Origin of the sequence: Pseudomonas sp. UBA6276 (genome assembly GCF_002438365.1) — a bacterium.
Classification (GTDB): Bacteria; Pseudomonadota; Gammaproteobacteria; order Pseudomonadales; family Pseudomonadaceae; genus Aquipseudomonas; species Aquipseudomonas coleopterorum.
Window position 1 is genome coordinate 45,014 of the sequence record NZ_DJUS01000053.1, and the last position, 7,305, is coordinate 52,318.

Annotated in this window: 5 protein-coding genes; 3 read left to right on the forward strand and 2 right to left on the reverse strand. The window is 60.5% G+C overall.

Features of this window, described 5'->3' with window-relative positions; genetic code table 11:
* Positions 1-224: 224 nt before the first annotated feature.
* Both B2V21_RS06305 and B2V21_RS06310 read right to left on the reverse strand, forming a co-directional pair.
* Positions 225-1,934, reverse strand: a complete 1,710-nt coding sequence (locus B2V21_RS06305) for an ATP-dependent DNA ligase (RefSeq protein ID WP_286916349.1) — start codon at positions 1,932-1,934, stop codon at positions 225-227.
* Positions 1,931-2,941, reverse strand: coding sequence for a ligase-associated DNA damage response exonuclease (locus tag B2V21_RS06310; protein WP_286916350.1), 1,011 nt, complete (start codon positions 2,939-2,941; stop codon positions 1,931-1,933). Before B2V21_RS06310 ends, B2V21_RS06305 begins: the two co-directional genes overlap by 4 nt.
* A gap of 285 nt (positions 2,942-3,226) precedes the next feature.
* Here B2V21_RS06310 and B2V21_RS06315 point away from each other — a divergent pair, with 285 nt between their 5' ends.
* From B2V21_RS06315 to B2V21_RS06325, 3 genes are all read left to right on the forward strand, one after another.
* Positions 3,227-3,736: a sigma-70 family RNA polymerase sigma factor gene (locus tag B2V21_RS06315; protein ID WP_090356845.1), complete on the forward strand. Its 510-nt coding sequence runs from the start codon at positions 3,227-3,229 to the stop codon at positions 3,734-3,736.
* 3 nt (positions 3,737-3,739) lie between these two features.
* The gene (locus B2V21_RS06320) at positions 3,740-4,678 is read left to right on the forward strand and encodes a FecR domain-containing protein (RefSeq protein WP_286916351.1); all 939 of its coding nucleotides are present in this window, start codon (positions 3,740-3,742) and stop codon (positions 4,676-4,678) included.
* A 121-nt stretch (positions 4,679-4,799) separates the two neighbouring features.
* Positions 4,800-7,229, forward strand: a complete 2,430-nt coding sequence (locus tag B2V21_RS06325) for a TonB-dependent siderophore receptor (RefSeq protein ID WP_286916352.1) — start codon at positions 4,800-4,802, stop codon at positions 7,227-7,229.
* Positions 7,230-7,305: the final 76 nt, after the last annotated feature.

A 7,305-nucleotide genomic window follows, 5' to 3' on the forward strand; every position in this document is an offset into this window, starting at 1 on the left:
GGTGAGGGCGATGTGCGTTACCGGCGAGTGCCAGACATCATTCTGATAGCAATTTCCGCACCATAGTCCCAGTGCAGACCGGCTCGAGTAAGGTTGTGTCGCGTCGCTGCAACTTTTCTGCGGGCTCGCACGCGTCGGCTCGCTCGAAGCGCGTGCCATTGGTAAAGCAATGCCCCGAAATAATCCATGGCAAAAAAATGCACCGTGGCGGTGCATTCAGTCAGTCAGGCCAAGAGGTCCTGCAGGGTCGCCAGGCTGTCGGCTTCGGCCACCGGTTTGTCATGGCGCCAGCGCAACATGCGCGGGAAACGTACGGCGATGCCGCTCTTGTGACGCTTGGACAGGGCGATGCCCTCGAACCCCAGTTCGAATACCAGCGTCGGCGTCACGCTACGCACCGGGCCGAATTTCTCCACGGTGGTCTTGCGCACGATCGCGTCGACCTTGCGCATCTCTTCGTCGGTCAATCCGGAATAGGCCTTGGCGAACGGCACCAGCGTGCGCTCGGACGCTTCCGGCGGACCGTCCCACACGGCAAACGTGTAGTCGCTGTAGAGGCTCGCCCGGCGCCCATGGCCGGCTTGGGCATAGATCAAAACCGCGTCCACGCTGAAGGGGTCCACCTTCCACTTCCACCAGGTGCCCATGTCCTTGGTTCGGCCCACGCCATAGAGCGAATCGCGCGCCTTGAGCATCATGCCTTCGACCCCCAGTGCCCGTGACGCCTCACGCTGTCGGCCCAGATCCAGCCAGTCTTCGCCGGTCAATACCGGCGAAGGACGCAGTACCGGATCGGCCGCTTGCGCGATGACCTGTTCCATCTGTGTACGACGTTCATGTTGCGGACGGCTGCGCCAGTCTTCCCCCTGCCATTCGAGCAGGTCATAGGCGAGCACCACCACGGGAATCTCTTCGAGAATCTTCTTGCTCAAGGTCTTGCGACCGATGCGCTGTTGCAGTAGAGCGAACGGCTGCACCGCCGGTGTATCCGCCGAAGTGCTCGATGCATCGTCCAGGCTGAAATCCTCGGGCGCCACATCCGCCGGTGGCGGTGTTTTCCAGACCACGATCTCGCCGTCGATCACGGTGCCGTCGGGCAGGCTCGCGGTCAGGGAATGCAGCTCGGGAAAGCGATCCGACACCAGCTCCTCGCCTCGCGACCAGATCCACAGGCGTCCGTCTCGCTTGACCAGCTGAGCGCGAATCCCGTCCCATTTCCACTCCACCTGCCAGTCACTGCTGGGGCCCAGCAGGGTGTCAAACTGATCGACCGGTTGTTGCAGCGAATGAGCGAGAAAGAACGGGTACGGCTGGCCGCCACGCTGGGCATGCTCGTCCGAGGATTCCTCGGCGATCAGCTTGAGGTAGCTGTCGGCAACCGGACGGTGCGAAAGGTCGGTGTAGCCCACCAGGCGCTGGGCCACGCGTTTGCTGTCCAGACCGGCCATCTGCGCCAGTGCTCGGGTCACCAGCAGTTTCGAAACGCCCACGCGGAAGCTGCCGGTGATCAGCTTCAGGCACAGCATCAGGCTGGCGCGGTCCAGCTGAGCCCACAGCGGCGGTAAGCGCTCGTGCAATTCTTCAGGTGGCAGCCCGCGCAGGGGCAGCAGGGCGTTCTCCAGCCACCAGGCCAGGCCTTCGTCGCTGGTCTGTTCTGCTTCGGGCAGCAGCAGCGAGAACGTCTCGGCCAGATCGCCTACCGCCTGATAACTTTCTTCGAACAACCATTCAGGCACGTTCGCCAGCTTGATGGCCAACTCACGCAAGACCTTGGTCGCCACCAGTTGCCGGGGTCGGCCGCCGGAGAGGAAATACACCGCCCAAGCGGCATCGGCCGGCTGTGCCTGACGGAAGTAGTCTTCCAGAAACTGACGCTTGGCATTGGTCGAAGTGGTTTCGTCGAGATTGGCATACAACTGTGCGAACGCTTTCAAGACGCGGTCTCCTGAGGTTCCTCTTCGTCACCGTATTCGGTGGTGAAGCCCTGGGCGTCCAGACCGATGTCGCGCAGGTAGCGCACCAGCACTTCCACCGAGCCGTGAGTCACCATGACCCGCCCGGCCCCGGTCTGCTCGATGGCCCACAGCAGCCCTGGCCAGTCGGCGTGGTCGGACAGCACGAAGCCACGGTCCACACCGCGGCGCCGACGGGTACCGCGCAGACGCATCCAGCCACTGGCGAAAGCATCGCTGTAGTCGCCGAAACGGCGCATCCAGGTACTGCCACCCGCCGAGGGCGGCGCAATGATCAGAGCATTGCGCAACGCCGGGTCGGTTTTCTTGAAGTCGCCGGCGTACTGGGTTTCCGGGATGTAGACGCCGGCATCACGGTAGACCCTGTTTAGCGGCTCCACCGAACCGTGCGCCAGGATCGGCCCGATGCTGGCATCGATGCCGTGCAGCAAGCGCTGAGCCTTGCCGAACGCGTAGGCGAACAGAACGCTGGCTTTGCCTTGCTCGGCGTTGGCACGCCACCATTGGTTCACTTCCTCGAAAATCTCCGCCTGCGGCTGCCAGCGATAGATCGGCAGGCCGAACGTCGATTCGGTAATGAAGGTGTGACATTGCACCGGCTCGAAGGGCGCGCACGTACCGTCCGGCTCGACTTTATAGTCACCGGAAGCGACCCACACCTCACCCTTGTATTCCAGGCGAACCTGGGCCGAGCCCAGCACGTGTCCGGCCGGATGAAAGCTCAGCGTCACGCCATTGTGCTGCAGGACTTCCCCGTACTCGAGCAACTGCAGATTGATGTCCTGGCCAAGACGGGTACGCAGGATGCCTTCGCCCGGCGCTGCCGCCAGATAATGTTCATTGCCGGTCCGCGCATGGTCGCCGTGACCATGGGTGATCACCGAACGCTCGACGGGCCGCCACGGGTCGATATAGAAATCCCCGGCGGTGCAATACAAACCTTCGGGACGCGCGACGACTAGGTCCATGGCAGGTGGCCAGGTGATGGGTGTGTTGTTATGAGCGAGGAGGGCGGGGGAAAGTTCGGGTGCGAAGGCTTGAGGATAGATAGCTTGCATGGAGTCGGACGTAAGAAATGATCCTCACTTCGCCGACGACGTGGTCGGCGCTCACGACTGAAACAGGTCGTCCCATCGCTGTGACTGATTTACAGTCGAAATGACGCAGACCGGCCCGGTTTCCAGCATTGCAAAATAACCCGGCAAACACGAAAATGAGAGTCATTATCACATAAGCCTTCCTAGGTTTGAGCCATGTCTTGCGTCGATCCCCTGCATAAACAGACCGTACACACCCTGTACCTCGATCATCATCGCTGGTTGTGTGGTTGGCTGCGCCAGCGCCTGGGCTGCGTCGATCACGCGGCTGACATGGCGCAAGACACCTTCATGCGGGTACTGACCCAGCGCAAGGCCCACGAACTGCGTGAGCCGCGTGCGTATTTAAGCACCATCGCACGTAGCCTGATGATTGATATGTTCCGGCGCCGCACGGTGGAGCAGGCGTATCTGGAAACCCTGGCATCCCGACCCGAAGCGTTGGATATTTCGCCGGAAACACGCCTTCTGATCATTGAAACGCTATTGGAAATCGACCGAATTCTGCACGGCCTCGGTGCTCGAACTCGACAGATTTTCCTGATGGCCCACCTGGATGGCTTGAGCTATGTGGAAATCGGTCGGCAACTGCAGGTATCGGTCAACACCGTCAAGAAACACGCGGTGCGCGCTTTGATGCATTGTTTGTTAGCCACCGAGGATTAAAACGTGGCACTGGAGACCGCGATCCTAGAAGCCGCCGCGCGCTGGTACGTCGATTTGCGATGTGATGACGCCGATAACGCCACTCGGGAAGCGCATCTGCGCTGGCTTGAGAGTGCGCCCGGCCATCGCCAGGCCTGGGAAAGGCTGATCCGATTACAGGAACGCTTTGATCGGATCGGCCCTGGAATGGCCGAGCCAACGCTCAAAAGTGCTCGAATCAAACGCCGCGAAGCGCTCAAGGTGCTGTCGCTACTGCTCGCGGCCGGAGGGGCAGGCACGTTGGCCTGGCGTAACACTGCCCTGCCGTCATTGATAGCGGATGAGCACACCATGACGGGTGAAAGCAAAAGCCTGTCCCTGGAAGATGGCAGTCAGGTACGCCTCAATACCGCCACCGCGGTGAACATCCACTTCGGCCCAAGCCTTCGCGAGCTGCAACTGCTCAATGGAGAAATCCTCGTGGAAACGGCGCGCGATTCTCTGGCACGGCCGTTTGTGGTGCACACCCAAGAAGGCAGCATCCGCGCGCTGGGTACACGCTTTATCGTGCGCCGCCTGGACGCTCGAACCCAAGTCTGCGTGCTCGAACAGGCCGTGGAAGTACGCAGCGCAATTCTCACGCCGACCGTGCGGGTGGAGGCGGGCCAGCAAATGTGGTTCAACCAGGACCGAATGGGCAACGTGCAGGCTGCAAGCCCCGACGCCGACGCCTGGACTCGCGGTATGCTGGTCGTCAACAACTGGCGGCTGGAAGATTTGATCCTCGAGCTCCAACGCTACCGTCCCGGGCATTTGGGCTGTCAGGCGCAGATCGCAGAGTTGCGCATCTCGGGGGCGTTTCAGTTGCGCAATATCGATACGATCCTGGAAAACCTTTCCTCGACCCTGCCCGTGCGTATTCGCCGATTCAGCCGTTATTGGACGCGCGTGGAGTCGGTCTGAACCAATACCACAAAATAAATAGCCGCTTGGGGTTGCCGATTCCAGTTTTCATTCGACTTGGTAGATAGAAGCGCATCACACGGCGCTGTCACTCTACTGCCACTGGGCGAAAGGAAACGGTATGTCCGGACACAAGCCAATCACTCAACGACCTCCGTCACTGACCCGCATCGTGCGCCGCACGTTGCTCGGCATCGCGTTGGGCGCACCGCTGACTTCGGTCATGAACGCTGCGCCCGCCTGGGGGCAGACGGCCGCGACCCGTCAGTTCGATATCCCTTCCGGCACGGTCAACGCCGCGCTGGCGCAGTTCGCGACTGCGGCGCAAATCAATGTGTCTTTCGATCCAGCCCAGGCACAAGGACAACGCTCGCCGGGTCTGCATGGCGTTTACACCGTGGACTCAGGCTTGCGCCAGTTGTTGTCCGCGAGCAAATTGCAAGCCGTGCCGCTGAGCAACGGCAGCTACTCGCTGATCCCTGTCATCGACGCAACGCTGCAATTGGACCCCACGAACATCACCGGCAGATCGGCTGACTCAGCTGCCAGCCCGGTGGAGGGTTACGTGGCCATTCGTAGCAGTGCAGGTACCAAGACCGATACACCTATCATCGAGATCCCGCAGTCGATCTCGGTAGTGACCCGTCAGCAGATGCAGGCCCAAGGCGTGCAGACCGTCACCGAAGCGTTGCGTTACGTGCCCGGCGTCAAAGTGGAAGCCTACGGCCTGGACCCCAAGGGTTTTGACTGGTTGTATATCCGCGGCTTCAACGGCCAGGCAAGCAGTGACTATCTCAACGGGCTGCGTCAGCAGAACAACAGCTACGCGTTTTTCCGCAGCGAACCCTATTCTCTGGAGCGCATAGACGTCGTACGAGGCCCGGCCTCCAGCCTGTTCGGTCAAGGGGACGCGGGTGGCATCATCAACCGTGTGAGCAAGAGACCCGAGGCCAACCACGTCAACGAAGTGCAGTTGACCGGTGGTAACCATGATCGCCTGCAAGGCCAGTTCGATGTGGGCGGTGTGCTCAGCGACGACCAACATCTGATCTACCGTATGATTGGCCTCGCCCGCGAAGCCGATACCCAGGTGGATTATGCGGATGGCCACGCGCTGACGGACGACCGCTTGTACATAGCGCCGTCTCTGACCTGGGCGCCGGACGAAGACACCAGCCTGACCATGCTCAGCGACTTCATGCGCGATTCGAACGGCGGCTCGCTATTCGCCTACAGCACGCCGAGCGGTCATACCACCAACACGCTGATGGGCGATCACAGCTTCAACCATCTGGACCAGGAGCAATTCAGTCTGGGCTACGAATTCCGCCATCGGCTGAGCGATACTTGGGAGTTTCGCCAGAACGCCCGCTACGGACAGGTCGACTTGATCTTCCAGAACTTGCTACCGGCCGCTGTCGACACCACCACAGGCAATGTGACACGGATCGCCGACCGCTTCGATCAGCACCTGAACACGTTCAACCTCGACAACCAATTGCAAGCCGATTTTACCACCGGCCCACTGAGCCACACCCTTCTGATGGGCGTCGACTACACCTGGCAAGACGCCGATATCTCGCGCTGGCGCACCCGAGCGCCAAGCCTGAACCTGACTGCGCCACAGTATGGCCTGGCGATCGCTCGTCCCAGCGCTGGCAACAGTCTGAGCTCGATCGATTACGACCAGACCATCGAACAGGCGGGCGGTTACATTCAGGATCAGGTCAAGTTCGACGATCGCTGGATTCTCACGGCCGGCGGGCGCTATGACTATGTTCGCAACGACCTGGACAACCATGTAGGTGCCTCATCGAACCAGAAGGACACTGCCTTTACCGGACGCCTGGGTTTGACCTATCTCACGGAGTTTGGTCTGGCGCCCTACGTCAGCTACGCCGAATCGTTCACGCCCAATACCGGCACCGACCGCAGCGGTAGTGCGTTCGACCCCAGCACGGCGCATCAATGGGAAGTGGGTGTGAAATACCAACCCAGCGATGCCATCCTGATGACCCTGTCTGCTTATGACCTGACCAAGACCAATGTGCTGACCACTGAAATCATTGGTGGTGTGAACACCGGCTTCACCGTTGCGTCGGGCGAGCAGCAATCGCGCGGCATCGAAGCCGAGATCAAGGCGCGGCTGGATCAGCACTGGGACCTGATTGCGTCCTACACCTACACCCACGCTGAAATCACCAGGAGCAATCGTGGCGACGAAGGCAACCGGCCAGCCAACGTGCCCAAGCACATGGCGTCCACCTGGTTGAACTACACGTTCGACGACAGCCCGCTCAAGGGACTGAGCCTGGGTGGCGGTGTCCGGTACACCGGCGTGCTGTATGGCGACAACGGCAATACCTATCACATCGACAACTACACCCTGTTCGATGCCGGCGCCAGCTATCCGATCAACAAACACGTGACTGTCTCGGTCAACGCGCAAAACCTGTTGAATACCGAGTATGTGGCCACCTGTGACGACTCCTACGAGTGCTACCCTGGCATGCGACGCACGTTGCTGACCAGCGTCAAGTACGTTTGGTGATCGCCGAATTCGATCCGTTCATGCCCGTCTTCTTCAAGGTGCCAAAACGAAAAAACCCGCCATAAGGCGGGTTTTT